General features: G+C 73.3%; 20 protein-coding genes and 1 riboswitch. Of the genes, 14 read left to right on the forward strand and 6 right to left on the reverse strand.

The window, feature by feature from the left end:
* Nucleotides 1-11 precede the first annotated feature (11 nt).
* The 3 genes from QPK52_RS23095 to QPK52_RS23105 are packed head-to-tail and all read left to right on the forward strand — an operon-like array spanning nucleotide 12 to nucleotide 3281.
* Complete coding sequence (locus QPK52_RS23095; protein WP_410539380.1) at nucleotides 12-1337, forward strand: ABC transporter substrate-binding protein; 1326 nt, start codon at nucleotides 12-14, stop codon at nucleotides 1335-1337.
* Nucleotides 1338-1347: 10 nt separating this feature from the next.
* Entirely contained in the window at nucleotides 1348-2316 is a 969-nt protein-coding gene (locus QPK52_RS23100; RefSeq protein ID WP_410539381.1) for a carbohydrate ABC transporter permease, read from the forward strand.
* Nucleotides 2313-3281 (forward strand): carbohydrate ABC transporter permease, encoded by a 969-nt coding sequence (locus QPK52_RS23105; protein ID WP_410539383.1) that lies wholly within the window; start codon nucleotides 2313-2315, stop codon nucleotides 3279-3281. Before QPK52_RS23100 ends, QPK52_RS23105 begins: the two co-directional genes overlap by 4 nt.
* Before the next feature lie 31 nt (nucleotides 3282-3312).
* Here the strand turns inward: QPK52_RS23105 and QPK52_RS23110 are convergent, their stop codons facing one another.
* From QPK52_RS23110 to QPK52_RS23120, 3 genes are all read right to left on the reverse strand, one after another.
* Entirely contained in the window at nucleotides 3313-4065 is a 753-nt protein-coding gene (locus QPK52_RS23110) for a DUF5995 family protein (protein WP_410539384.1), read from the reverse strand.
* A gap of 146 nt (nucleotides 4066-4211) precedes the next feature.
* Nucleotides 4212-5654, reverse strand: a complete 1443-nt coding sequence (locus QPK52_RS23115) for a uracil-xanthine permease family protein (protein WP_410539385.1) — start codon at nucleotides 5652-5654, stop codon at nucleotides 4212-4214.
* A gap of 282 nt (nucleotides 5655-5936) precedes the next feature.
* The gene (locus tag QPK52_RS23120; RefSeq protein WP_410539386.1) at nucleotides 5937-7136 is read right to left on the reverse strand and encodes an MFS transporter; all 1200 of its coding nucleotides are present in this window, start codon (nucleotides 7134-7136) and stop codon (nucleotides 5937-5939) included.
* A gap of 59 nt (nucleotides 7137-7195) precedes the next feature.
* On the opposite strand from QPK52_RS23120, the gene QPK52_RS23125 reads away from it, so the two are divergent.
* The 9 genes from QPK52_RS23125 to QPK52_RS23165 all read left to right on the forward strand — a co-directional run bounded on the left by QPK52_RS23125 (nucleotide 7196) and on the right by QPK52_RS23165 (nucleotide 15477).
* Nucleotides 7196-8467 carry an ROK family transcriptional regulator gene (locus QPK52_RS23125; protein ID WP_410539387.1) on the forward strand — a complete coding sequence of 424 codons (1272 nt, stop codon included), beginning with the start codon at nucleotides 7196-7198 and terminating at the stop codon, nucleotides 8465-8467.
* 278 nt (nucleotides 8468-8745) lie between these two features.
* A riboswitch (FMN riboswitch) is annotated at nucleotides 8746-8876 on the forward strand.
* Nucleotides 8877-9085: 209 nt separating this feature from the next.
* Nucleotides 9086-10234, forward strand: a complete 1149-nt coding sequence (gene ribD / locus QPK52_RS23130) for a bifunctional diaminohydroxyphosphoribosylaminopyrimidine deaminase/5-amino-6-(5-phosphoribosylamino)uracil reductase RibD (protein ID WP_410540445.1) — start codon at nucleotides 9086-9088, stop codon at nucleotides 10232-10234.
* Nucleotides 10235-10891: a riboflavin synthase gene (locus QPK52_RS23135; RefSeq protein ID WP_410539389.1), complete on the forward strand. Its 657-nt coding sequence runs from the start codon at nucleotides 10235-10237 to the stop codon at nucleotides 10889-10891.
* The gene (locus tag QPK52_RS23140) at nucleotides 10888-11631 is read left to right on the forward strand and encodes a nicotinamide riboside transporter PnuC (protein WP_410539390.1); all 744 of its coding nucleotides are present in this window, start codon (nucleotides 10888-10890) and stop codon (nucleotides 11629-11631) included. The genes QPK52_RS23135 and QPK52_RS23140 overlap by 4 nt, the downstream gene beginning before the upstream one ends.
* Complete coding sequence (ribA, locus tag QPK52_RS23145) at nucleotides 11628-13043, forward strand: GTP cyclohydrolase II (protein ID WP_410539391.1); 1416 nt, start codon at nucleotides 11628-11630, stop codon at nucleotides 13041-13043. Before QPK52_RS23140 ends, ribA begins: the two co-directional genes overlap by 4 nt.
* A gap of 81 nt (nucleotides 13044-13124) precedes the next feature.
* Entirely contained in the window at nucleotides 13125-13610 is a 486-nt protein-coding gene (gene ribH, locus QPK52_RS23150; RefSeq protein ID WP_093656616.1) for a 6,7-dimethyl-8-ribityllumazine synthase, read from the forward strand.
* Nucleotides 13611-13691: 81 nt separating this feature from the next.
* Nucleotides 13692-13964, forward strand: coding sequence for a phosphoribosyl-ATP diphosphatase (locus tag QPK52_RS23155; RefSeq protein ID WP_093656614.1), 273 nt, complete (start codon nucleotides 13692-13694; stop codon nucleotides 13962-13964).
* A gap of 137 nt (nucleotides 13965-14101) precedes the next feature.
* Entirely contained in the window at nucleotides 14102-14950 is an 849-nt protein-coding gene (gene hisG / locus QPK52_RS23160) for an ATP phosphoribosyltransferase (protein WP_410539392.1), read from the forward strand.
* 47 nt (nucleotides 14951-14997) lie between these two features.
* A complete protein-coding gene (locus QPK52_RS23165) occupies nucleotides 14998-15477 on the forward strand; it encodes a PH domain-containing protein (RefSeq protein WP_410539393.1) in 480 nt (159 codons plus the stop codon).
* 109 nt (nucleotides 15478-15586) lie between these two features.
* Here the strand turns inward: QPK52_RS23165 and QPK52_RS23170 are convergent, their stop codons facing one another.
* Nucleotides 15587-17557: an AAA family ATPase gene (locus QPK52_RS23170; RefSeq protein WP_410539394.1), complete on the reverse strand. Its 1971-nt coding sequence runs from the start codon at nucleotides 17555-17557 to the stop codon at nucleotides 15587-15589.
* A gap of 450 nt (nucleotides 17558-18007) precedes the next feature.
* A complete protein-coding gene (locus QPK52_RS23175) occupies nucleotides 18008-18631 on the reverse strand; it encodes a uridine kinase (RefSeq protein WP_410539395.1) in 624 nt (207 codons plus the stop codon).
* Nucleotides 18632-18846: 215 nt separating this feature from the next.
* Between QPK52_RS23175 and QPK52_RS23180 the strand changes: the two genes are divergently transcribed.
* Complete coding sequence (locus tag QPK52_RS23180; RefSeq protein WP_410539396.1) at nucleotides 18847-20262, forward strand: peptidase C39 family protein; 1416 nt, start codon at nucleotides 18847-18849, stop codon at nucleotides 20260-20262.
* Here the strand turns inward: QPK52_RS23180 and QPK52_RS23185 are convergent.
* Nucleotides 20239-20370 (reverse strand): hypothetical protein, encoded by a 132-nt coding sequence (locus QPK52_RS23185; protein ID WP_410539397.1) that lies wholly within the window; start codon nucleotides 20368-20370, stop codon nucleotides 20239-20241. The two genes, QPK52_RS23180 and QPK52_RS23185, sit on opposite strands and share 24 nt — an antisense overlap.
* A 275-nt stretch (nucleotides 20371-20645) precedes the next feature.
* Between QPK52_RS23185 and QPK52_RS23190 the strand changes: the two genes are divergently transcribed.
* Nucleotides 20646-24953, forward strand: a complete 4308-nt coding sequence (locus QPK52_RS23190; RefSeq protein WP_410539398.1) for a LamG-like jellyroll fold domain-containing protein — start codon at nucleotides 20646-20648, stop codon at nucleotides 24951-24953.
* The last annotated feature ends 84 nt before the right edge of the window (nucleotides 24954-25037 follow it).

A 25037-nucleotide genomic window follows, 5' to 3' on the forward strand; every position in this document is an offset into this window, starting at 1 on the left:
ACGGTACGAACATGCGGCGCAGGTCCTTCCTCGGTGCCGCGGGCGCCCTGGCCGGCACCGGCCTGCTCACCGCCTGCGGCGGGGGCACCAAGCTGGGCGCCGACGACAGCGGCCCCGACGAAGCGCCCGAGTTCGACGGCGGCGAGTACGACGGTCCCAAGGTCACTCTCCAGTACTGGAACGGCTTCACCGGCGGCGACGGCCCTCACATGCGCGCCATGCTCAAGGCGTTCAACAAGGAGTACGCCGGGAGGATCGAGGTGCGCAACACCACCAGGCAGTGGCAGGACCTCTATCCGGCGATGCCCACCGCCATCACCGCGGGCAAGGGCCCCGACGTGGCCGTCATCCACAACGACTGGGTCGCCACCTTCGCCGCGCGCCGCACCCTCGTCCCGCTGGACGACGTGGTCTCCGCGCTGGAGCTGACCGAGTCCGACTTCATCCCGGCGGTCTGGCAGGCCGGGATCTACGGGGGCAAGCGCTACAGCATCCCCCTGGACGTGCACTGCCTGGCCGACTACGCCAACGCCAGGCACCTGTCCCGCGCCGGGCTGGACGCGCCGCCCACCGACCGCTCCGGCTACGAGGACGCGCTCGCCGAACTGCGCGACGCCGGGATCGACAACCCGTTCTGGATGCCCAACAAGTGGCCCGCCCACCTGATGTTCATGTCCCTGCTGTGGCAGTTCGGCGGCGAGCTGTACGACGCCGAGGGCACCGCCGCCCTGTGGGGCTCGGACGCCGGGGTCGAGGCCCTGTCGTGGATGCGCGAGCAGATCACCAAGGGCCACAGCCCCGCCCAGGTCGCCCAGGACGCCCAGTACAACGCCTTCAAGAACAACAAGGTCAGCTTCACCTGGGACGGCATCTGGCAGATCAACGACCTCAAGGCCAACGCCAGGGACCTGCGCTGGGAGATGGCCCCGATCCCCACCATCGGCGACACCCCCGCCGCCTGGAGCGCCTCCCACAACTTCGTGCTCACCTCGCAGGCAGCCAAGGACGAGAACAAGGTCAAGGCCGCCAAGTTCTTCATCGACCACATGAGCAAGCGCTCCACCGAGTGGGCCAAGGCCGGGATGATCCCCGCCCGCAACTCCGCCCGCAAGGACCCCGAGGTCGCCGGACTGCCGCAGATCGCGCTGGCGAAGGACGTGGGGGTCTTCCACTTCCTGCCCGCCCTCCCCGGCATCGGCGACGTCCAGTCCAAGGCGCTCGAACTGGCCGTGCAGAAGGCCGTCCTGGGTCAGCTCCCGCCCGCCAAGGCCCTTGCCGAGGGCGTGCGGACGGCCGACAAGCTCCTTGCGGAGAACAAGCAGAAGTACGCGAAGTGAGGCATCCGACGTGGCACTGCGGCTGACCGCACGGCCGACCACCGCGGGAGCGCGGCCCAGGCGGGGCGCGGCTCCCGCCCGGGTCGCCACCCGCCCCTACCGCTGGTGGACGCCGTACGTCTTCATGGGCCCCTACCTGGCCCTGTTCGCCGTCTTCGTCCTCGCCCCGATCGGCTACGGCCTGTGGATCAGCCTCCACGCGTGGGACATCAACGTCCCGGCCAAGCCCTTCGTCGGCCTGGGCAACTACCGCGAACTGTTCGACTCCGGGAGCGTGGAGGGGCCCCGCTTCTGGAGCGCGATGCGCGCGACGGGGATCTTCACCGCACTGTCCCTGCCGTTCCTGCTGGTCGTGCCGCTGTTCGTGGCGATGCTGATGAACGGCAGATTCCGCGGCCGCAACCTGTACCGCGCGGTCTACTTCGCCCCGTACGTGCTCGGCGTCGCCGTGGTCGGCCTGCTGTGGCGCTTCCTGCTCGACGGCAACATCGGCATGGTCAACCACTACCTGGGCGTGCTCGGACTGCCCGACGACATCCAGTGGACGACCGACACACCCGCCGCCTGGTGGGGCCTGGTGGGCGTCACGGTCTGGTGGACGCTCGGCTTCAACGCCGTCATCTACCTGGCCGGACTCCAGGACATCCCCGCCGAGCTGTACGAGGCGGCCCGCGTCGACGGCGCCGGCGCCTGGCACCGGTTCGTCCACGTCACCCTGCCCGGACTGCGACCGGTGCTGCTGTTCGTGGTCAACGCCACGCTTCTGGCCTCGGCCAACATGTTCGGCCAGTCCTATCTGATCACCACCGGCGCCCCGGCGGACGAGACCAAGACGGCGATCTTCCTGATCGCCGAGACCGGTCTGCGCCGGTTCGAGATGGGCACCGCCTCGGCGATGAGCTTCGTACTCGCCCTGGCGCTGATGGCCGCCAGCGCGGTGCTCTTCCGCATCTTCCGCGAACGCCAGGAGGACCGATGACCGCCGTCCGCTCCGGCTCCACCCCGGCGTCCGGGCCCCGAACGCACGAGGACGGAACCGCCCCCCGGGCGCCGCAGCCGCCCCGGAGGGCGGGGGAGCGGACCGGTGCCCGCCGGGCGGGCGCGGCCGGCGGGCCGGCCACCCGGCGGCTGCGCCGCTCCCTGCTCCACCTGGTCCTGGGCGTCGTCGCCGCGCTGTACCTCAGCCCGCTGCTGTACATGCTGACCACCTCGCTCAAGACCCGCGGCGAGGCCGGGGCCACCGAACCGCGCTGGATACCCGATCCGTTCACCCTCGACGCGTACCGCCACGTACTGGGCTCCACCGACAGCCCGGTCATGCAGTGGTTCCTCAACAGCCTGCTGGCCGCGACCGCCCACGCCGCGCTGGTGCTGGCCACCGCCACCCCGGCCGCGTACGCGCTGGCCCGCATGGACTTCCGCGGCCGGGGCGTGATCTTCGCGGGGGTCGTGGCCACCCTCTTCGTGCCCCCGGTGATCCTGCTGGTCCCCAACTTCCTGATCGTCAACGAGCTGGCCTGGGTGGACACCCTGCCCGCGATCGTCGTCCCGGCGGCGGCCGGCGCGTTCGGCGTCTTCTTCCTGCGGCAGTTCTTCCTCACCCTTCCCGGGGAACTGGAGGAGGCGGCGGAGATCGACGGCTGCAACCGGTGGCAGATCTTCGTCCGGGTGGTGCTCCCGCTCGCCCGTCCGGCCCTGGTCACACTCGCCCTGCTGTCGTTCCTGACCAACTGGAACGACTTCCTGTGGCCGCTGTACGTGCTGCTCAGCCCCGAGTCGCTGACCCTGCCCGCCGGGCTGGCCAACTTCCAGGGCGCCAACAACATCCGCTACGACCTGCTGATGGCCGGGGCCGTCATCGCCAGCGTCCCCGTGCTGCTGCTGTACGTGGTGGCGCAGCGCTGGGTGATCGAGGGGGTGTCCCGCTCGGGGCTGAAGGGGTGAGAGGGGCCGGGCGGGTGCGGGCCCGGGGCGCTCACACCGTCCGTGCGACCGGGCGGCGCTCCAGCGGGGTGAGCAGGAAGCGGCCCACCAGGCCCACCCCGGTGTCCAGCCGGTGGGTGAACTCCTCGGCCAGCTCCGGCAGTCGCCGCATGCTCCACAGCAGCCGCGCCGCCGACCAGGCCGCGTCCCGGGCCCGCTCCATGTTCCAGCCGGCGATCAGGTGGGTGAGCGGGTCGGCGACGTCCAGCGGATCGGGGCCGGGCACCAGGTCCTCGCGGATCCGTTCCTCCAGCTCCACCAGGACGTCCCCGATCCGGTCGAACGCGCCCTGGAGCGCGGAGGGTTCGCACCCGTGCGTCCGGGCGGTGTCCACCACGGCCAGCACCAGGTCGTACCCGATGTGCGCGTTGACCCCCGCCAGCGCGAACTGCACGGGGTGCACTCCCGTGTGGTGGCGCGCCCGGAACAGCGGGCGCCAGCAGGCGGGGACGGGCTCCCCGGCGGCGGCCAGGTCGACGGCGGCCGGATAGCGGCCGGCGAAGACCGCCGCCAGGGCCGCCGCGGAGCGGGGGCGGGGCAGGAGGCCGTCGAGGAGGCTCCGGCGCACCGACAGCGTCACGGCCAGGTAGACCCGGTTGAAGGCCGCCACCCCGTCGTGCGGCGGCAGTTCCTCCTGGAGCGCGCGCATCCGCGCGATCACCCCGTCCACCCCGTCCACCCCGCCCGCCTCGTCCGTCCCGTCCGCGGCGGGCCCGGTGACGGGCCCGGACTGCGTCATCGTCATGCGCTCAGCGTGACAGAAGGGGACGGGGCGCAGGAGGGTCCACGGGAAGTCCGCCCGGATCGGGCGACCTCCGAACGAGGGGCGAACCCCTGTCCGCGGGAACGCCGCGGGGGCGTGGGCGGCGCGGCGGGCGGCCGCCCCGCCGCCTACCGCTTGCCGGGCCCGGTGCCGCCCGCGTCCTCCGCACCGCCGGTGCCGTCCGTGCCGCCGCCCGCGGTCGCGGCGTCGTAGGAGGAGGTGCCCTCGTCCAGCAGCGGTTCCTGCTCGCGCATGTGCGCCGGGGCCAGCGCCCGCAGCACGTGGTAGCCGGTGAGGACGACGATGGTGCCCAGCGCGATGCCGTTCAGCTCGAAGCCGTCGGTGATCTGCAGACTGACGCCGCCGACGCCGATGATGACGCCCGCCGACACCGGCACCAGGTTCAGCGGGTTGCGCAGGTCCACCCGGCCCGCGAGCCAGATCTGCGCCCCGAGCAGGCCGATCATGCCGTAGAGGATCACGGTGATCCCGCCGAGCACGCCACCGGGGATCGCGGCGATCACCGCGCCGAACTTCGGGCACAGCCCGAACAGCACGGCGAAGCAGGCGGCGGCCCAGTAGGCGGCGGTGGAGTAGACGCGGGTCGCGGCCATCACGCCGATGTTCTCGGAGTACGTGGTGGTGGCCGGGCCGCCGACCGCCGTGGACAGCACCGTGGCCACGCCGTCGGCGCCGATCGCGGTGCCCAGCTTGTCGTCGAGCGGGTCGCCGGTCATCTCGCCCACGGCCTTCACATGGCCCGCGTTCTCCGCGATCAGCGCGATCACCACGGGCAGCGCCACCAGGATCGCCGACCACTGGAACTCGGGGGCGTGCAGGGAGGGCAGCCCGATCCAGTCGGCCTCGGAGACGGCCGAGAGGTCCAGCCGCCAGTGGTCGACGGCCTCCCCGCCGCCCGCCGGGGAGTGGATCTTCCCGAAGACGCGGTCCAGGGCCCAGGAGACGGCGTAGCCGAAGACCAGTCCGAGGAAGATCGCCACACGGGACCAGAAACCGCGCAGCGCCACCACCGCGAGCCCGGTGAAGAGCATGGTCAGCAGCGCCGTCCACTGGTCCTGCGGCCAGTACGTCGAGGCCGTCACCGGCGCCAGGTTGAAGCCGATCAGCATCACGACCGCGCCGGTGACCACGGGCGGCATCACGGTGTGGATGACCCGCGCGCCGAACCTCTGCACCACCAGGCCGGCCAGCAGCAGCACCACGCCGACCACCAGCAGCGCCCCGGTGATCGTCCCGCTGTCGCCGCCCGACGCCCGGATCGCCGCGGCGACGCCGACGAAGGAGAGGCTGGAACCCAGGTAGCTCGGCACCCGGCCGCGCGTCATGAGCAGGAACACCATGGTGGCGACACCCGACATCATGATGGCCAGGTTGGGGTCCAGACCCATGAGGACGGGCGCGACGAAGGTGGCGCCGAACATCGCCACCACATGCTGGGCCCCCAGCCCGGCCGTCCGCGGCCACGACAGCCGCTCGTCGGGCCGTACGACGGCTCCGGGCGCCGGCGTGCGGCCGTCGCCGTGCAGGGTCCAGCGCAGACCGAGGCCCATGGGTGCTCCGTTTCGTGCTCGCGCGGTGGTGCTTTGCGGCGCGCCTGGAAGCGCGCCGGGATGCGATCGGGTGTGTGACCGGAATCGGTCGGCCCACATGCTACGGGGCGCCTGCGGGGATGTCAGTCGGCGGAGTGGGAGGGAAAGGCAGGTCACGCCCGCTGGTCAGGAGCCGGGGCGGCCGGGGCGGTCACCGGCCGGCGGCGCCGGGCCGCCTGCCCGCCGCCTGCCTGCCGCCCGTCCGCCGTTGCCGCCCGTCCGCGTCCGCCCGTGCCGCTCCGGTCAGTTCCCCTGCAGCTCCGTCCGTGTGTCCCCGGCGCTGCGGGCGACGACGCCGCTCCGGCCGGGGGTGCCCAGTACTCCGGCGGCCAGGACGAGGACGGCGGTGGCAGCGGTGACCAGGACGAACGAGGCGCGCAGCGAGACCAGTTCGGCGAGCAGGCCGATGACGGTCGGCGCGGCCAGTCCGGTGGTGTAGGTGATGGTGGCGACGCCGGCGATGGCCTGCCCGGGGGCCGGACCGCTGTGCCCGGCCGCGGCGAAGGCCAGCGGCACCACCACGGCGATCCCGACGCCCAGCAGCGCGAACCCGGCGACGCCCGCCACCGGACCGGGTGCGGCCACCACCAGCGCGCCGCCCGCGGTGGCCAGAACGCCGCTGATCCGCACCGTGCGCACCGGGCCGAAACGGCGTACGGCGGCGTCACCGGCCAGGCGGGCGGCGGCCATGGTGCAGGCGAACGCGGTGTAGCTCGCGGCCGCGACCGTCGCCGACGCCCCGGTGACGTCCCTGAGGTAGACACCGGACCAGTCCATCGACGCGCCCTCGGCGAGCACCGCGCACATCCCCACGGCGCCGATCAGCAGGGCCGAACGCGGCGGCAGCGCGAAGCGCGGCGGTGCCTCCTGCCCCGGCGCGGGCCGTACGTCCAGCAGCCCGCGGCAGGCCGCCGGAACGGCCGCGGCCAGGGCGGCGGCGGCCAGGGCCAGGTGGATCCGGGCGTCCAGGCCGAGGTGGACGGCCCCCACGCCGGCCGCCGAGCCCAGCAGCGCGCCCACGCTCCACATGCCGTGCAGCCCGGACATGATCGAGCGCCCGTAGCGCCGCTCCACCTCCACGCCCTGCGCGTTCATGGCCACGTCCGCCATCCCGGCGGCGGCGCCCAGGACCAGGAGCGCGGCGCACAGCGGCGCCAGGTGGGGGGAGAGGGCGGGCAGGGCGAGGGAGGCGCACCACAGGGCGAGCAGGGCGCGTACGGCGGCCCGTCCGCCGTAGCGGTGCACCAGACGTCCGGCCAGCGGCATGGCGAGCGAGGCGCCGATCGCGGGGAAGGCCAGGGCGAGACCCAACTGGCCATTGCTCAGGTCGAGTTGGTCCCGGATCCAGGGGATGCGGGTGGTGAAGCCGCCGGAGACCGCGCCGTGCAGGGCGAAGACCAGGGCGACCGAGCGCCGGGCCCGGCGGATGGGGGAGGAGGGCATGCGCGTAAACTATCAGGAAGGCTTCCTGAATGAAAAAGGAAATCTGCGAGGATTCCCGCATGACCACGCCCCCGCGGCCCGCGCCTCCCGCCGCCCCCGCGCCTCCGCCCCGCCCCGCGCGTACCGCGTCGCCCCGTACCGCCCGCGCCATCAACGACCGGATCGCGCTGGAACTGCTGGTGGAGCACGGCCCCCTGACGGCCGGCCGGCTCAAGGAGCTGACCGGGCTCTCCCGTCCCAGCGTCGCCGACCTGCTGCGGCGCCTGGCCGACGACGGGCTGGTCCGGATCGTCGGCCAGGCGGGGGAGGCCCGCCGCGGACCCAACGCCCGGCTGTACGGCCTGGTCGCCGACCGAGCCCACGTCGCGGCCGTCGACCTCCGTGCCGACGGTGCCTCCTTCGCCCTGGCGGACCTCGCCGGCGGTACGGCCGGCGGGGCGGAAATCCCGGTCGGAGACGGCGCGGACGGCGCGGACGCCGGAGACGGCGGAGGCGATCCCGTGGAGCGGACGGTGACCGCCCTGCGGGACGCGCTGGGCGAGAACGGCGTCACCACGCTGCACACCGTCGCCGTCGGCGCCCCCGGCATGATCGACCCGGCCACCGGAGCCCTCGGCCGCGGCACCACGCTGCCGGCCTGGCACGCCCGCGTCCCGGCCGCGATCCGCGAACGGCTGGGCGCCCCGGTGGTCCTGGAGAACGAGGTGAACCTCGCGGGCATCGCCGAGCACCGCCTCGGCGCGGCACGCGGCCGCGACACCTTCGTCCTGCTCTGGCTGGGGCACGGCGTGGGGGCCGCCGTGATCCTGGACGGCGCACTGCGCCGCGGCGCCTCCGGCGGCACCGGCGAGGTCGGTTTCCTGCCGGTGCCCGGCACCGCAGGGCTGCCGTCGGCGACGGTCTGCGACGGCGGCTTCCACTCCCTGGCCGGCGCCGAGGCGGTGTGCGCGCTGGCGCGCGGACACGGCCTGCGACCGCCGCGGTACGCCTCCGCGCACGGCGTCCACGCCGCGGAGGCGGTGGTGCGCGCGGCGGTGGCGGGCGAGGCGGGAGCCGGCGCCGAGGCGTTCCTGGATGCGCTGGCCGAACGGGTCGCCGTGGGCGCCGCGGCCGTCGCCTCGGTGCTCGACCCCGGCTGCGTGGTGCTCGGCGGCGAGGTGGGACGGGCCGGGGGGCAGCCGCTGGCGGAACGGGTGGCCGGCCGTCTGGCCGGGATGTCCCCGCTGGCCACCGAGGTGCTGTGCGGCACGGTCGAGGGAAGCCCGGTGCTCGGCGGCGGCCTGGTGACGGCCCTGGACGCGGCACGGCGGGAGCTGTTCACCCCGCGGTGACGCGGTGACGCGGTGCGAACGGCTCCCGCCGCGGGGGCGGTTCGCCGCTGCGGGGCCCCGGCGGGCGTCCAGGCCCCGCCGGACGCCCGCCCCGTTCGCCGGTGGTGGCGGCACCTCTCGTCCCGGCTCGTCTCCGTGTCCACCGCCCGGCCTCCGCCCGGCCCCCGCCCGGCGCTCCGCCCGCGGCCCTTCCGGGAGACGGTCCCTGTGAGTCAGTCCACAGCCCTTCCCCAGCGCCGCCCGATCCGGACGTGGCACACTGGTCGCGTACCAACGTCAAGCGCACTCCGGGGTCGGTGAAAGTCCGAACCGGCGGTTACAGTCCGCGACCCGACCGCTGCCAGCGGCCGGTTGACCAGGTGAAATTCCTGGACCGACGGTTAAAGTCCGGATGGGAGGCAGTGCGCGGCGGGCCGCGAGACGGCCGGTACGCCGCCGCAGGCGGATCCTCGGGCGCCCACCGGGCCCCGGAGTCCGGCCCGCCGCCCGGCGTACCGCCCACCCCGCGAGACCGCTCGTTTTCCCGTACCGCCCCGGAGTCCGTGCCCGAAGAGGCAGGAGGACCCGGTGGCCACCGAAGCCGCAGCGCCCACCGCGCGGGAGCGCGAACGCGACGCCATGCGCCGCGCCGTCGCCCTCTCCGCCCGCGGCCTCGGCTCCACCAGCCCCAACCCCGTCGTCGGCTGCGTCGTCCTCGACGCCGCCGGGCGGATCGCCGGCGAGGGCTGGCACCGGCGCGCCGGCGGCCCCCACGCGGAGGTCCACGCCCTCGCGGAGGCCGGCGAGGCGGCCCGCGGCGGCACCGCCGTCGTCACCCTGGAACCCTGCGACCACACCGGCCGCACCGGCCCGTGCAGCCGGGCCCTGATCGACGCCGGCGTCACCCGGGTGGTCTACGCCGTCGCCGACCCCACCCCCGCCGCCCGCGGCGGCGCGGACACCCTGGCCGCCGCCGGGATCGACGTCGAGGGCGGCCTCCTGGCCGAGGAGGCCGCCGAGGTCAACGCCCCCTGGCTGACCTCGGTGCGCCTGGGCCGCCCGTACGTGCGCTGGAAGTACGCCGCCACCCTCGACGGCCGTACCGCCGCCGCCGACGGCACCAGCCGCTGGATCACCTCCGGCGAGGCCCGCGCGGACGTCCACCGGCTGCGCGCCGAGGCCGACGCCGTGCTCGTCGGCTCCGGCACCGCCCGCGCCGACGACCCCCACCTCGCGGTGCGCGGCGTCCCCGGCGCCGTCCAGCCGCTGCGCGTCGTCGCCGACACCGAGGCCCGCGCCGTCCATCCCGGCGCCCGTGTCCTGGACGGCGCAGCCCCCACCCTGGTCGCCGTCGCCGACGACCTGCCGGACGCCGCCACCGCCCACCTCGACGGGCACGCCGAGGTGCTGCGGCTGCCGCGTGCCGGCGGGCACGGCGGCGGGTACGGCCGGGGCCTGGACGTGGCCGCGCTGCTCACCGCCCTCCACGGCCGCGGCGTGCGGTCCGTGCTGCTGGAGGGCGGCGCCACCCTGGCCGGGGCCTTCGTCGCCGCCCGTGCGGTGGACCGGGTCACCGCCTACCTCGCCCCGGCCCTCCTGGGCGCCGGGCCCGCCGCCCTCGCCGATGCCGGAATCGCCACCATCGCCGATGCGTTGCGACTGACGGTGACCGCGATCGGGAGGATCGGGCCCGATCTGCGCATCGACGCCGTACCCGCCGCGTCCGTACCCGCCGTACCCGCCGCGCCCGTTCCCGCCCCCGCCGTCCACGAGCCCAAGGAGTCCTGAGTGTTCACCGGAATCGTCGAAGAGCTGGGCGAGGTCGCCGCCGTCGAGAAGCTGAGGGAGAGCTCCCGCTTCCGGCTGCGCGGCCCGCTGGTCACCGAGGGGGCGAAGCACGGCGACTCGATCGCGGTCAACGGCGTCTGCCTGACCGTCGTGGACACCGCGGACGGCGAGTTCACCGCCGACGTCATGGCCGAGACGCTCAATCGCTCCTGCCTCGGCGCCCTGACCGCCGGCGACCGCGTCAACCTGGAGCGCCCCATGGCGCTGGGCGGACGGCTCGGCGGCCACATCGTCCAGGGCCATGTGGACGGCACCGGCACCATCACCGAGCGCGTCCCCGGCGAGAACTGGGAGATCGTCAGGATCGCCGCCCCGGGCGGGCTCACCCGCTACATCGTGGAGAAGGGCTCGATCACCGTGGACGGCGTCAGCCTCACCGTCGTCGAGGCGGGCGAGACGGACTTCACCGTCAGCCTCATCCCCACCACCCTCGCGCTGACCACACTGGGTGTGAAGGGCGTCGGGGACCCGGTCAACCTGGAGGTCGACGTCCTGGCCAAGTACGTCGAGCGGCTGCTCGGCCACCGGGCCGCGACCGGGTCGACCGGGTCGGCCGGGGCCGTCGAGACCGCCGGGACCGCCGGGGTCGTCCGATGAGCGCGCTGGAGTGGCTCGACGGGACCCTCAACGGCACCGCCTTCGAGGCGTTCGGCCAGGGCGTGAAGTGGTCCGACATGGTCGGCAACGTCATGGGCCTGACCGCTCTCGCCCTCGGCTGGCGCCGCTCCATCTGGACCTGGCCCGCGCAGTTCCTGGCCGGGCTCATCCTGGTCGCCGCCTACGCCTCCGCCCAGCTCTCGGGCGGCGTCGGCAAGCAGCTGCTGGTCATCGGCGTCGCCGTGTGGGGCTGGCGCCAGTGGCAGCGCGGCGCCTCCGCGGCGGCGGAGGACGGCGGGAGCGCGGCGGCCGGGCGGCCCTCCGGCGACAGGGCGGGCGACAGGGCGGGCGACAGGGCCGACGGCAGGATCACCGTACGGTTCGCCACCTGGCGCGAACGCGGCCTGCTGCTGGCCGGAACGGTCGCCGGCACCGCCGCGGTCGGCGGGCTGTTCACGCTCTACCCGCAGCTTTCCTGGAGCCCGTGGGCCGACGCCTACATCTTCGTCGGCACCCTGGCGGCGATGGTCGCCCAGGCCCGCGGATGGGTGGAGTTCTGGTTCGCCTGGCTGCTGGTGGACCTGGTCGGCGTCCCGCTCGCCTTCGGCAGCGGCCTCGCCTTCTCCGGCCTGGTCTACGTCATCTACTTCGTCCTCGTCCTGTGGGGCCTGCGCGACTGGTGGCTGCGCTCCCGCGCGAAGGCGGCGAACGACCCCGCTCTGGAAGGAACCCCGGCATGACCGTGCTGCACACCCGGAACCCGCGTCCCGCGGACCCCGTGGCCTCCGCCGGCCCCGTGGCGGCCGACGCGTTCGGCGGTGCGTTCGGCGACGCCCTGGCGCTGGACCCGGTCGAGCGCGCGATCGCCGACATCGCCGCCGGACGCCCGGTGGTGGTCGTGGACGACGAGGACCGCGAGAACGAGGGCGACCTCGTCGTCGCGGCCGAATCGATCACGCCCGAGATCGTCGCCTTCATGATGAGCGAGTGCCGCGGCCTGATCTGCACACCGATGGAGGCCGGTGAGCTGGAGCGGCTGGAACTGCCGCAGATGGTCGGCGACAACACCGAGTCGATGGGCACCGCCTTCACCGTCTCCGTGGACGCCTCCGCCGCCCACGGCGTGACCACCGGCATCTCCGCCGCCGACCGCGCCACCACCATCCGGCTGCTGGCCGACCCGGCCTGCGAGGCCGGCGACCTCGTGCGCCCCGGCCATGTCTTCCCCCTGCGCGCGCGCCCCGGCGGCGTACTGGAGCGGCCCGGCCACACCGAGGCGGGGGTCGACCTCGCACGCCTGGCCGGACTGCGTCCCGCCGCCGCCATCGTGGAGATCGCGGGCGAGGACGGCACCATGCTGCGCCTGCCCGAGCTGGTGCCCTTCGCCCGCAAGCACGGCCTGGCGATCGTCTCCATCGAGGCGCTGATCGCCTACCGCCGCTCCCGTGAGCAGGCCGGCCCCGCCGGTCCCGTGCCCGCCGCCCCCGTCGCCTCCGCGACCCTCTCCGCCGCCCCCTCCCTGCCCACCGTCCGCCGTGAGGCCGTCACCTCCCTGCCCACCGCCCACGGCGACTTCCGCGCCCACGGCTACCGCTCCACCGCCGACGGCGTGGAGCACATCGCCCTGGTCGCCGGGGACGTCGAGGACGTCGAGGACGTCCTGGTGCGGGTGCACTCCGAGTGCCTGACCGGCGACGTGTTCGGCTCGCTGCGCTGCGACTGCGGTCCCCAACTGGAGGACTCCCTGCGCCGCGTGGCCGCCGAGGGCCGCGGCGTGGTGGTCTACCTGCGCGGGCACGAGGGCCGGGGCATCGGCCTGCTGTCCAAGCTGCGTGCCTACCAGCTCCAGGAGGCGGGCCGCGACACCCTCGACGCCAATCTGGAGCTCGGCCTGCCCGCCGACGCCCGCGACTACGCCGCCGCCGCGCAGATGCTCACCGACCTCGGTGTGCGCTCCCTGCGCCTGATGACCAACAACCCCGACAAGACCGGCGCCCTCGCCCGGTACGGTCTGCGCGTCACCGGCCGCGAGCCGATGCCCGTCCAGGCGGGCGAGCACAACCTGCGCTACCTGCGCACCAAGCGGGACCGCATGGGGCACGACCTGCCCTGGCTGGAGGGGGAAACGGTCCCCGTCTGCAGCGGCCAGTGACACCGGCCCGGTGACGCCGGCCCCGCCGGACGTCCCCGTCCCCGCACCCATCCACCGAACGACCCACCGACGAGGAGCAACGTGAGCGGCAAGGGCGCCCCCGAACTGACCGTCAAGAACTGCGGCGACCTGCGCGTGGCCGTGATCGCCGCGCAATGGCACGAGAAGGTGATGGGCGGCCTGCTCGACGGCGCGCTGCGCGCCCTGGGCGAGCTGGGCATCCACGAACCCACCGTGCTGCGCGTCCCCGGCAGCTTCGAACTGCCGGTCGCCGCCAAGGTGCTGGCCGCCCGCGGCTACGACGCGGTCGTCGCGCTCGGCGTCGTCATCCGCGGCGGCACCCCGCACTTCGACTACGTCTGCCAGGGTGTCACCGCCGGCCTCACCCAGGTCTCCGTGGAAACCGGCGTGCCCGTCGGCTTCGGCGTGCTGACCTGCGACACCGAGGAGCAGGCCCTGGACCGTGCCGGACTGGAGGGCTCCAGCGAGGACAAGGGACACGAGGCGGTCACCGCCGCCGTCGCCACGGCCGCCGTCCTGCGCACCGTCGCCGAACCCTGGCGGTGATCCCCGGCCGATCCCCGGCCGATCCCGGCGGTGAGCCCCGGGGGCGAGCGGGCCCGCGACCGGCGTAGGGTAGGGGGCACCATGGCGAACAAGACATTCGAGGAGCTCTTCGGCGAGCTCCAGCAGAAGGCCGCCACCGGCGACCCCGCCACCTCCCGTACCGCCGAGCTGGTGGCCGCGGGCGTCCACACCATCGGCAAGAAGGTCGTCGAGGAGGCCGCCGAGGTGTGGATGGCCGCGGAGCACGAGGGAGCGGAGCGCACCGCCGAGGAGATCTCACAACTGCTCTACCACCTTCAGGTGATGATGGTCGCCCGGGGCATCGGCCTCGACGACGTATACGCTCACCTGTAGGAAGCGCCGTCCCGGACCTCGCGGACGCGTCCCGCCGAGGCCACCGCCGACCGCACCGTTCCGCCCGCACATCCCACCCCGCACCACCCACTCCGAGCCGCCCGCACCGGCCCGAAGAAGCGAAGGAAGACCACCCCATGCTGCGCATCGCCGTCCCCAACAAGGGTTCACTGTCCGAGCCTGCGTCGGCGATGCTCCATGAGGCCGGCTACAAGCAGCGCAAGGACCGCCGCGAGCTGGTCCTGGTGGACAGCGACAACGAGGTCGAGTTCTTCTTCCTCCGCCCCCGCGACATCGCCGTCTACGTGGGCTCCGGCAAGCTCGACATCGGCATCACCGGCCGCGACCTGCTGCTGGACTCCGGGGCCGCCGCCGAGGAGATCCTCCAGCTCGGCTTCGCCGCCTCCACCTTCCGGTACGCCACCCGCCCCGGCACGGCGGGCGGCGTCGGCGACTTCGGCGGCATGACCATCGCCACCTCCTTCCCCGGCCTGGTCGCCAAGCACCTGGCCGACAACGGGGTGGACGCCTCCGTCGTCCGCCTCGACGGCGCGGTGGAGACGGCCATCCAGCTCGGTGTCGCCGAGGTCATCGCCGACGTCGTCGAGACCGGCACCACGCTGCGCAACGCCGGGCTGGAGATCATCGGCGAGCCCATCCTGGAGTCCGAGGCCGTCGTCATCCGGCGTACCGGAGCACCCGCCGACGACCCCAAGGTGCGGCAGTTCCTCCGCCGCATGCAGGGCGTCCTGGTGGCCCGGCGCTACGTGATGATGGACTACGACATCCGCGCCGAGAAGGTCGAGCAGGCCGTGGCCCTCACCCCCGGCCTGGAGTCGCCCACCATCTCGCCGCTGCACCACGAGGGCTGGGTCGCGGTGCGCTCCATGGTGCCCGCCCGCGACGCCCAGCGGATCATGGACGACCTGTACGACCTGGGCGCCCGGGCGATCCTCACCACCGGCATCCACGCCTGCCGCCTCTGAGGCCGCCGGCATCCACCGAAGCACCGACCCACCGGAGAGCGACGCACGTGCCCGCCCCCGCCCCCGAGCCCGGCGCAGAGCCCGGCCCCGGCCCCGAACTGCCGGTGACCTTCCGGCCCGCCCGCACCCGGATCGTCCTGCTGTCGGTCGGTGTCGCGATCCTGGCCACCCTCACCGCGGTCGCGATGATGCTGGAGGGGATCGGCGCGGGGGAGCGGGCCTCCTTCGTCCTCACCGGCCTGCTGTTCCTCGGCGTCCTCCTCCTGCTCAGCCGTCCGAAGGTGGTCGCCGAGGAGAGCGGCGTCACGGTCGTCAACCTCACCACCGTCCGTCACCTGGAATGGGCGGAGATCGTCAAGGTGAACCTCCGCCCCGGCGACCCCTGGGTGCTCCTCGACCTCGCCGACGGCACCACCCTGCCGGCCATGGGCATCCAGCCGGGCATCGCGAGACAGCAGGCCATCCGGGACGCGAGGGCGCTGCGCGCGCTGGCCGAGCGCCACGGCACGGGGCCGTCCTCCCGCTGACCCCGGTCCTTGCGCGCCGGTCCGGCACCGAACCGCCGTACATCCCGCGCGGCCCGAGCCGCGCCCACCCTGCCCGCCCGCGGGGCGCCCGGCGCCCCGCGGGCGGGGATCAGGTGAACGAGGGAGGCTCGCGCCGCGGCCCCTCGGGGCCGCGGCCGGACAGCACCTCGCCGTAGGCCTGCATCAGGTCCGGCAGCCGCAGCGTCGCCAGCTCCTCCCGGGAGGGCGTGCCCGGGTAGTCCGACAGCCGCAGATCACGGTAGGCGCAGGACTTCTCGTACAGGGTGCGCAGGAAGCGGCCGTTGCCCAGCTCGTCGATCCAGCCCTGGTCCACCACATGGCCGCTGATGCTGCGCAGCTCCTCCAGCGCCTCCTCGTCCCACACGTCGCCGTTCTCGGCCGCCAGCACCTCGCCGATGGCCGTCAGCTCCGGCGGGCGGTAGCTGGGGAAGTCCACCCGGGTGGTGAAGCGCGAGCCCAGACCCGGATTGGCGGCCAGCAGACGGTCCATGCCCTCCGGATAGCCCGCCAGGATCACCACCAGCCGGTCCCGGTTGTCCTCGGCGCGCTTGAGCAGCACCTGGAGCGCCTCGTCGCCGTACGCGTCGCCCTTGCCGTAGCCGGTGTTGGACAGGCTGTACGCCTCGTCCACGAAGAGCACCCCGCCCAGCGCCGAGTCGATCAGCTCGTTCGCCTTGACCGCCGTCTGGCCCAGGTACTCGCCCACCAGATCGGAGCGCTGCGCCTCCACCAGGTGGTCGCCGCCCAGCAGGCCCAGCGCGTAGAACACCCGCCCCAGGATCCGCGCCACCGTCGTCTTCCCCGTCCCCGAGGGGCCGGAGAAGACGAAGTGCCGCTTGGGCGGCTGGACGGGCAGCCCCTGCTCGGCGCGGAGCCGCGCCATGTGCAGCTGCGCCGACAGCGCCCGCACCTGGCGCTTGACCGGCTCCAGCCCGACCATGCGCTCCAGCTCCTCCATCGCGTGGGCCAGCAGCACCGGGTCGGCCGGTCCCGCCGGGAAGCGCCCGGCCGTGCCCCGGCGGCCGGAGGACCGCTCCCGCACCCCGTCGGCCTCCACCGGCACGGGCCCGCTCACACCGCCGCCCGTGCCACCGACCGAGCCGGCGGAGCGCAGGCCCCCGGCGGCCGGATCGGCGAGGTCCGCGCCGTCGGCGGACCAGTCCACACCGGCCGGCAGGTCACCCGGTGGAGCATCGAACGGGGGGCCGCCCGCTCCGTCGGCGCCGTCCGCGAGCGTCACGGCCGTGGCCGCCATCCCCGGCGCGTCGTCCAGCCCGTCGCCTTCGGCGATGGCGGTGAGCCGGGCGGCGGTGTCCATGAACGCCGGATCCACCCGGTACACCGCCCGGTACAGCGGCAGCGCCGCCGCGCTGCGCCCGGTGCCCTCCCGGGCCCGGGCCAGCCAGTAGCGCAGCTCCTTGCGCTGCGGCTGCTCGCTGCGGCAGCGCATCAGGGCGGCGGCCAGCAGCGGCTCGGCCTGCCCGTACATCTCCAGCCGCACCCGGGCCATGCCCGCGAACAGGCCGGCCTCGACGCCCAGCAGCGGATCGCCCACCAGCGGCTCGGTGTGCCGGACCAGCAGCTCCCAGTCCTTGGCGAGATAGGCGCGGCAGGCGTGCAGGAACCGCACCTGGGGGTCGGCCTCCACCGGCGGGCACTCGGCCAGGGCGCGGTCCAGGTCGGCCACGTGGCGGCCGTCCAGCCAGTGCGAGGCGTGCGCCAGCAGCAGGTCGCGCTCGGTCTCCAGCACCGGCTGCACCCACCAGCCCAGCCAGTACCAGGAGTTGAGGGCGCGGCCGTGCCGGGCGCGCTGCTCGCCGAACCGGTGGCGGTGCTCGTGCATCCGCAGCAGCGCGGTGGTGGCGTCCACGCGCAGGGCGTGCAGCCCCAGCCAGGCGTCGGCCATGCCGGGATCGATGCGCACGGCGGCGCGGAACTCCTCCTCTGCGTGGGTGTAGGAGCCCACGGTGTACGCGTCGACGCCGCGCAGCCAGGCGAGATCGGCGGGGGCCTGCGGACCGTGGACGTCCTGCGTGCCGTAGTCCCTCACGTCCCCCACGAAACGTCCCCCGAAGGTATGCGCCGGGCGGTCACCCGGCGGCGGCGATGGTTCTCAACGTCGCTCAACGGCCATGCTGCGGAAGGGAGTTGCCGCAGGCAACAGGGCAGGACCCCGGCCGTCCGCGGCCTTTGGCATGGTACCCGCGCCGCGGTTCCCGTCGTAGACGGCGTATGGGCAGGCCGGAGGGGCGCGGGGGAGGCCCGGCGGGCCGGCGGCTCCCGCCCGGTGGCGGACGGTGACGGGAGGTGAGAAAGCGCCGGAGCCGTCCGGGCGGAACCCGGGCAGGACGAAGCCCCCGATCACGGGGGAACAACCGGGGGCTTCGCGTGGGAACGGCCTGTCAGGCCGTTCAGGGAGAACGTAGAACCAGGAGCCGGGGCCGGTCAAGCCGGTGCGGGACGGAACGTACGGCCCGGTACGGTGAGGGCGCGTACCGCTGACCCGGCGTCACCCACCGTGATCCGCGACGGACTTCCCCCCGCCCCCTCGCGGCCCCGGAAGCACCAGGTACCCCTGTGCGCACCCCCGTACCAGGAGGTCGGCGTGGGGGAGGGTGGGGTCGGCGGCGAAGTGCCGCTCCTCCGCGCGCTCCCAGCCGTCCCAGAAGCCCGCGAGTTCCGGCCCGTCCCTGTGCCGCCCCCGGGCCCAGGCATCCTCGCGCGGCACCTCCAGCCATACGACACAGGCCAGATGGGGGCGCAGGGCACGGCGCCCCGCGCCGACCCCCTCCACCAGCACCACCGGCGCGGGAGGCAGCGTACGCTCCCCGCCGAACACCCGGTGCTCCCAGTCGTACACCCCGTACCGGGCCGGCTCCCCGCGTGAGAGGGGGGCGGCCACCTGCTCCAGAAAGCGGTCCGTCCACTCGAACAGGGCGTCGTGGCTGGCCAGGTCGTCCAGATGGAGCACCGGCGCCCCGCCCAGCCGAGCCGCCAGGCGCCCGGCCAGCGTGCTCTTGCCGGACCCGGCGTGCCCGTCGACCGCCACCAGCCGCACCGGACCGCACGACGGAGGCAGGGCGCGCAGCCGCCGGACGAGGCCGGCCAGACCGGAACGGGCACGGGAGATCACCGCTCCAGCGTACGGCCGACCGGGTAACGCCACTGGTCGACACCAATGTTTTCGGGTGTACGAGGGCCCGCAGCACTGGCCCCGAAGATCCGGCGGCGGCAAGATGTGGACACTCCGCGGTCCGTCCGCGGCGCCATCGCCGCCGTATCGGCGCAGCACCCATGCGCGGCACCGCACGCGCACCGACTCACGGAAGGACCGGGGTACCCACCGCCATGACCGACAGCAGACCGGCCACCCGCCGCACCGTACTCGCCGCCGCCGTCGCCACCGCCGCAGCGGCCGCCGTCGCCTCCCAGACCGCGCTCTCCCCGGCCGCCGCCTCCCCGCTCCCGGCCTCCCCGTCCACACCCGGGACGGGCCCGGGCGGCGCACGGACCGGCGCACGGACCGGCTCCACGGTGGACTACCGCGCCTGGACCTCCGCCGCCGACTGGCGCTCCGGCACCGGGCAGGGCACCCGCGTGGCGGCCGGCCACCGCCCCGGCATCGCCATCGCCGCCCCCGCGGGCACCACCGACTACACCGACCCGCACACCCGGCGCACCGCCGCCTGGGAGTACGCGGTCTGGACCTCGCCCGTCCACCGCCTGCCGGTGCCCGCGAGCGAACTCGTCGCCTCCTGGAACGCCCACACCCCCGCCGGCACCTGGATCCGGATCGAGATGCGGGGCACGTACACCGACGGCACCGACACCCCCTGGTACACCCTGGGCGTCTGGGCCGCCGGCGACGAGGACATCCGCCGCACCTCCGTGGACGACCAGGGCGACGGCAAATCCAGCGTCTGGACCGACACCTTCGCCGTCGACGACACCTCCACCGGCCTGCGCCTGGCCTCCTACCGGCTGCGCGCCACCCTCCACCGCGCCCCCGGCACCGACGCCACCCCCGTGGTCTGGCGCCTGGGCGCCATGGGCTCCGACGTCCCCGACCGCTTCGAGGTCCCCGCCTCCGCGCCGGGCGTGGCCGCGGGCATCGAACTGGACGTCCCGCGCTACTCGCAGAACACCCACATCGGCCAGTACCCGGAGTACGACAACGGCGGCGAGGCGTGGTGCAGCCCCACCTCATCGCAGATGATCATCGAGTACTGGGGCCGCAAGCCCACCGCCGAGGACCTGTCCTGGGTCAACCCCGAGTACGCCGACCCCCAGGTCTGCCACGCCGCCCGCTTCACCTACGACTACCAGTACTCCGGCTGCGGCAACTGGCCGTTCAACACCGCTTATGCGGCCACGTACCGCGACATGCAGGGCATCGTGACCCGCCTGGACTCCCTCGCGGACGCCGAGAGCCTGATCCGCGCCGGCATCCCCCTGATCACCTCCCAGTCCTTCATGGAGTCCGAACTCGACGGCGCGGGCTACGGCACCGCGGGCCACCTGATGACCGTCATCGGCTTCACGAAGGACGGCGACGTCATCGCCAACGACCCGGCCAGCGACAGCAACGAGGCCGTCCGTCACGTCTACAAGCGCCGGCAGTTCGAGAACATCTGGCTGCGCACCAAGCGCTACGACGCCAACGGCCGGGTCAGAAGCGGTACGGGAGGCATCTGCTACATCCTCTTCCCGGCGAAGCCCTCTCCGGCCCAGCACCGCGCGCTACGCGCGCTCGGCATCCGCTGACCCGGCGCCGTCGAAGACGGCCCCGAGCACCTGCCGGCAGCGTTCGCTGCCGTCGGCGGTGAGGTGGCCGTAGCGGTCCGCCGTGACCCTGATGGAGGCGTGCCCCATCCACCGCGACACCTCGTGGAGGGGAACACCGATACTCAGGGGCACGGCGGACTTTTCATCCCTCAAGCCGCGAGGGTTGCACTTGCAGGCGCAGCGCGTCTGAGACCCACCACGGTCAACACGCGCACGTGACGCACGTCACGTAACTCTGCGTGTTCGTTGTCTCATTGAGAGCTAGATGTCCGCTTGGTGGGGCTGGCTGGTCCGTGGTGAAGCGTTTACGGTCTCCTCCGGACCTTTACGTGATCTTCATGTCTTCTCTGGGGGGTCGGGGGATGTTTCGTCGTGCCCGCACGCGCGGCTTCGGTGGCCCGGTGGCCATCGCACTGGGGGCCGTGCTGGTCGCGGGGCTGACACCCGGCCTCGCCGAGGAGGCGTCGGCTCGGCCCCGGCCGCAGCGCGTGCTCACCGAGGATGGGGACTCGAAGCAGCCGTCGGCGTTCTCCGAGGATGAGGCGCTGGCAGAGGCGAAACGTTCCGATGAGAGTGTGGAGGTCCTGTCGCTGCGCGGTGAGAGCAGCGACGTCCATGCCACCCCGGACGGGCAGTTGGAGGCGCGCGAGTATCTGCGTCCGATCCGTACCCGGGTGAAGGGGGAGTGGCAGCCGATCGACACCGGTCTGGCCGCGACCCCCGACGGGACGGTGGCGCCGAAGGCGACCACGGTGGGGCTGGAGTTCTCCGGCGGTGGCGACGCCCCGCTGGTGCGGATGGAGAAGGCCGGACGCGAGCTGGCCCTGACCTGGCCGGGGGAGCTGCCCGAACCGCGGCTGGACGGTGACACGGCCACCTATCCGGAGGTCCTGCCCGGGGTGGACCTGCGCATGGGGGCCCAGGAGGACGGCTTCACCCAGCTGCTGGTGGTCAAGTCGGCGGAGGCGGCGGCCAGTCCCGAGCTGGCCGAGCTGCGCCTGAGCCTGGCGGCCGACGGGATGGACGTCCGCGAGACCGCCCAGGGCGGACTGGAGGCGATCGACGACGGCGCCAAGGGCGTGGTCTTCGAGGCGCCGACCCCGCTGATGTGGGACTCCAGCACCGGTGGGACCGGCGAGGCGGCGGCGCAGAAGGCCCCGGCCCAGGAGACGGCCGCCGGAACCGGGGAGGCCGGCGGTGAGCCCGGCGCGGGCGAGTCGGGCAAGCTGGCACCGCTGGACGTGGAGGTCCCCGAGGACGGGAGCGAGCTGGTCTTCACCCCTGACCAGGAGGTGCTGCGCGGAGCGGACACGGTCTACCCGGTGTTCATCGACCCGCAGTGGTACTCGCCGCGCGCCTCGGCGTGGACGATGGCGTCGAAGTACTGGGCCTCCTCGCCGCAGTGGAAGTTCAACGGTGAGCCGGACGCCGGCATGGGCTACTGCGGCTGGGACTACTGCAAGCCGTATGACACCAAGCGGCTGTTCTACCGGATACCGGTCTCCAGGTTCGCGGGCAAGTCGATCCTGTCGGCGGAGTTCGTCGTCCGCAACGTCCACTCGGCGTCGTGCTCGGCACGCGGAGTGCAGCTGTGGCGCACCAAGGGCATCTCCTCCTCCACGACCTGGAACACCCAGAACAACTCCGACTTCTGGATCGACCACCTCAAGACGGAGTCCTTCGCTCACGGCCACGACGGTTGCGCGGCCAAGGATGCCGAGTTCAACGTGAAGTCGGCGGTCCAGCAGGCCGCGAACGGCAATTGGTCGACGATGACGTTCGGGTTGCAGGCCTCCAGCGAGACCGACCGCTACGGATGGAAGCGGTTCTCGGACAAGGCGTTCCTGCGAGTGAAGTACAACCGTCCCCCGTATCAGCTGAAGATGTCGCAGTTGACGATGGAGTACGGCGGCACCTGCAAGCGGCCGGCGGACGCGGCGCGGGTGCGCAGCCTGGGCACGATCTACGCCAGCAACGTCACCGACCCCGACGGCGACAACATCGCGGTGCAGTTCCAGGCCAAGTGGGACGCCGGGGACGGCAAGGGTCTGATCGCACGGTGGAAGCCGCCGCTGACCGGCTACAAGAAGTCCGGCTCCAGCTTCTCCATCAAACTGCCGACCTCAGTGCCCGCCAACAAGCAGATCCACTGGTACGCGCGGGTGCGGGACACGGACTCGACCGGGTACGGGAACTACTCGCCGTGGTCCTACGCGGGCGACCCGACCGGCTGCTACTTCGTCTACGACACCAGCGTGCCCAAGGCCCCGGCGGTCTCCTCGGGTGAGTATCCGGCCTCGGACCCGGAGAACCCGGACGACCCCTGGTACGACGGGGTGGGCCAGTACGGCACCTTCACGGTGGACTCGTCCTCGACGGATGTGACCCGCTACCGGTACGGCATCAATGGTGATCCGGTGGCAGCGAACCAGATCAGCACTTCCGGTGGAGGGGCGAAGGAGTTCAAGATGCTGCCGGCGAAGCCGGGGCTGAACTTCATCACCGCTCAGGCTTTCGACGCGGCCGGTAACGGGTCGGAAATCCGCACCTACCAGTTCCGGGTCAGGGCCGGGCAGCCCGAGCGGGCCACCTGGCAGATGGACGAGGAGGTCGGCGCCGCCCGGGCCGAAGGCTCCACCCCGGCCCGCAACGCGACCCTGCACGGCGGCGCCACCCCGGGGGCGGCGGGCAAGAAGGGCACCGCCGTGGAGTTCGACGGCACCGACGACTACGCGGCCACTGACATCCCGGTGGTCGACACCAGCCGCGGATTCGCCGTCTCCGCCTGGGTCAAGCTCTCCGCGATGCCCGGCAGAGCGGCGATCATCGCCGCCCAGCCGGGCAACCACAGCCCCGGCTTCGAGCTGTACTACTCCCAGGCCTATGACCGGTGGGTGTTCAACCAGTACGCCGCCGACCAGGTCGGCGCGGGCATCGTCCGCGCGATGGCCGACACTCCCGGCGGGGTGAGCACCGGCACCTGGACCCACCTGGTGGGCTCCTACGACTCTGCCCGGGACATGCTGGAACTGTTCGTCGACGGCACCCTGGTCGGCCAGACCCCGTACGCCACCCCGTGGAACGCCCGCCGCGGCCTGACCATCGGCGCCGGTTCCTACAACGGCACCATGGGCAGCTTCTTCCCCGGCGCCGTCGACGACCTCCAGCTCTTCGACAAGCCGCTCACCGCCAACGAGGTCGGCAAGCTCGGCGCCCACCAGCAGGTCGGCGACCCCGGACGTCCCGCTGTGGCGGTCTTCCCCCTCGATGAAGAGGCGGACGCCACCCAGATCACCGGGCACGGCGATGTGCTGCCCGCCCGCTTCCACGGCGGTGTCACCCCCGGCGAGCCCGGCGTGGCGGGCAAGGCCGCCCACTTCAACGGCACCGACGCCTACGCCAGGATCGGGCAGACCAGCGGCCCGCACGTGAACACCGCACGCAGCTTCACCATCTCCGCCTGGGCCAAACTGGACAGCAAGCCCGGCAGAGCGGCGATCATCGCCGCCCAGGCGGGCCAGGCCCGCCCCGGCTTCGAGCTGTACTACTCGGCCGCCAACGACCGGTGGGCGTTCAACCAGTACGCCGCCGACAGCGCGGGCTCCGGCCTCATCCGCGCCATGCAGCCGGAAGGAACCACCGCCCACGCCGGGCAGTGGACCCACCTGGCCGGCGTCCACGACACCGTCGCCGACACCCTGACCCTGTACGTCAACGGCACCAAGGCCGGATCCACCACACTGGAAGGCGCCTTCTACGCCAACCAGTCCATGTACCTCGGCGCCGGCTCCTACAGCGGCGTCATGGGCAACTTCTTCCCCGGCGCCATCGACGACGTCCGCCTCTTCGACCGCCCCGCCTCCTCGGCCGAGATCCAGCAGCTGTTCAAGCAGCGCCCGCTGGTCAAGGGCCGCTGGAACTTCGAGTCCACCGACGGGACCTCCCCGGTCACCACCCCGGACTCCTCCCCGGAGGGCCGCCCCATGACCCTCCACGGCGGCGCGGCCGGCGGCATGGAGTCATGGATCGACTTCGGCTCCCTGGAACTGGACGGCGTGAACGACTATGCCGCCACCGGCGTGGTACCGGTGGACACCAGCGCCAGCTTCACCGCGACGGCCTGGGCCAAGGCCGCCGCAATCCCCGAGGCCCCGGTGACCCTGCTCAGCACGGAGGGCTCTCACCGAAGCGCCTTCGCCGTGCGCTACCTGCCAGATGACGACCCTGAGCACCCGGGACGCTGGCAGATCACCGTCTCCGAGGCGGACAGCGCCGGTTCGCCGGTGACATCAATGGAGAACGAAGCATCCTTCTACGACGCAGGATCGTGGAACCACCTGGCCCTCGTCTACGACGGCTTCTCCAAGGAAGCACGGTTGTACGTCAACGGCATGCTTGAGGAGGTCGCCTGTGTGGACGGGGACGATGACGGCAGCGCGGACGACGCGTCCTGCACCGACCGGATTCCGTGGGCGGAAAACGTGCTGTCGTTCAAGGCCACTGGAGCCTTCCAAGTGGGCAGGACGAACGACGCCGGTGTGGGGCGTGAGCACTGGCCCGGACTGGTGGACGATGTATGGATCTTCCAAGGGGCGCTGAGCGCCGCTCAGGTGTCCTACCTGGCTGAGCAGATCTACGGGACACCGACCGAGGTGCCTGATACGGACTGACCAGGTGCGGATGTAACGAGGTTCGACTCGAGGCGCACCCACAGCGGCTTTCCGGCATGACGTACGTGTTTTTCCGCGCCTTCG

The organism is Streptomyces sp. KL2 (genome assembly GCF_046529545.1).
GTDB lineage: Bacteria > Actinomycetota > Actinomycetes > Streptomycetales > Streptomycetaceae > Streptomyces > Streptomyces radiopugnans.

Bases quoted from the DNA above. Each gene is read 5' to 3' on its own strand.
- QPK52_RS23155 (WP_093656614.1), top strand. From the start codon at position 13,692: ATGGCGAACAAGACATTCGAGGAGCTCTTCGGCGAGCTCCAGCAGAAG.
- ribA (WP_410539391.1), top strand. From the start codon at position 11,628: ATGACCGTGCTGCACACCCGGAACCCGCGTCCCGCGGACCCCGTGGCC.
- QPK52_RS23125 (WP_410539387.1), top strand. From the start codon at position 7,196: ATGACCACGCCCCCGCGGCCCGCGCCTCCCGCCGCCCCCGCGCCTCCG.
- ribD (WP_410540445.1), top strand. From the start codon at position 9,086: ATGCGCCGCGCCGTCGCCCTCTCCGCCCGCGGCCTCGGCTCCACCAGC.
- QPK52_RS23140 (WP_410539390.1), top strand. From the start codon at position 10,888: ATGAGCGCGCTGGAGTGGCTCGACGGGACCCTCAACGGCACCGCCTTC.
- QPK52_RS23120 (WP_410539386.1), bottom strand. From the start codon at position 7,136: ATGCCCTCCTCCCCCATCCGCCGGGCCCGGCGCTCGGTCGCCCTGGTC.
- QPK52_RS23185 (WP_410539397.1), bottom strand. From the start codon at position 20,370: ATGGGGCACGCCTCCATCAGGGTCACGGCGGACCGCTACGGCCACCTC.
- hisG (WP_410539392.1), top strand. From the start codon at position 14,102: ATGCTGCGCATCGCCGTCCCCAACAAGGGTTCACTGTCCGAGCCTGCG.
- QPK52_RS23105 (WP_410539383.1), top strand. From the start codon at position 2,313: ATGACCGCCGTCCGCTCCGGCTCCACCCCGGCGTCCGGGCCCCGAACG.
- QPK52_RS23180 (WP_410539396.1), top strand. From the start codon at position 18,847: ATGACCGACAGCAGACCGGCCACCCGCCGCACCGTACTCGCCGCCGCC.
- QPK52_RS23190 (WP_410539398.1), top strand. From the start codon at position 20,646: ATGTTTCGTCGTGCCCGCACGCGCGGCTTCGGTGGCCCGGTGGCCATC.
- QPK52_RS23115 (WP_410539385.1), bottom strand. From the start codon at position 5,654: ATGGGCCTCGGTCTGCGCTGGACCCTGCACGGCGACGGCCGCACGCCG.
- QPK52_RS23095 (WP_410539380.1), top strand. From the start codon at position 12: ATGCGGCGCAGGTCCTTCCTCGGTGCCGCGGGCGCCCTGGCCGGCACC.
- QPK52_RS23110 (WP_410539384.1), bottom strand. From the start codon at position 4,065: ATGACGATGACGCAGTCCGGGCCCGTCACCGGGCCCGCCGCGGACGGG.